This is a genomic window from Pseudonocardia xishanensis, from assembly GCF_039541715.1.
GTDB classification, from domain to species: domain Bacteria; phylum Actinomycetota; class Actinomycetes; order Mycobacteriales; family Pseudonocardiaceae; genus Pseudonocardia; species Pseudonocardia xishanensis.
In genome coordinates this window covers 1-732 of the sequence record NZ_BAABGT010000064.1, presented here as the reverse complement: position 1 = coordinate 732, position 732 = coordinate 1, and the positions used below count along the sequence as shown (strand labels likewise).

Annotated in this window: 1 pseudogene; it reads right to left on the bottom strand. The window is 71.4% G+C overall.

The features are described 5' to 3' along the window. A pseudogene (locus tag ABD993_RS21335) lies at window positions 1–732 on the bottom strand (2-oxoacid:acceptor oxidoreductase subunit alpha); the annotation flags it as partial.

The following is a 732-nucleotide window of genomic DNA, read 5'->3' as shown; positions in this document are numbered from 1 at the left end:
CACCTCGCCGAGGTTGGCGGGCATGGGGTTGAGGTTGCGGATGTGCGCGGTCGCGATGTCGTGCCCGAGGGCACGGACCCGCCGTGCTCCGGCGACGATCGGGCCGTAGGTCGAGCCCCAGCCGATGACCAGCAGCCGTGCTCGATCACCGCCGGCGTCGCCGGACGGGTCGTCGACGGCGATGTCCGGCACGGGGATGCCGTCGATCTTGGCCGCGCGCAGTCGCATCATGCGGTCGTGGTTGTCCGGGTCGTAGGAGATCGAGCCGCGTCCGTCCGCCTTCTCCAGCCCGCCGATGCGGTGCTCCAACCCGGGGGTGCCGGGGATGGCCCACGGCCGGGCCAAAGTCTCGGGGTCGCGCAGGTAGGGCCAGAACTCCCCCGAGCCGTCCGGGGCGTTGACCTCGGTGGCGAACCCCGGATCGACCTTCTGCAGGGTCGAGGCGTCCGGGACCTTCCACGGCTCGGAGCCGTTGGCCAACGCACCGTCGGAGAGCACCATCACCGGGGTGCGGTACTTCACACTGATGGCGGCGGCCTCGATGGCGGCGTGGAAGCAGTCCCCCGGCGACTGGGGGGCGATGATCGGCAGCGGTGCCTCGCCGTTGCGCCCGAACATCGCCTGCAACAGGTCGGCCTGCTCGGTCTTGGTCGGCAACCCCGTCGACGGGCCGCCACGCTGCACGTCGATCACCAGCAGCGGCAGCTCCAACGCCACGGCCAACCCGACCGT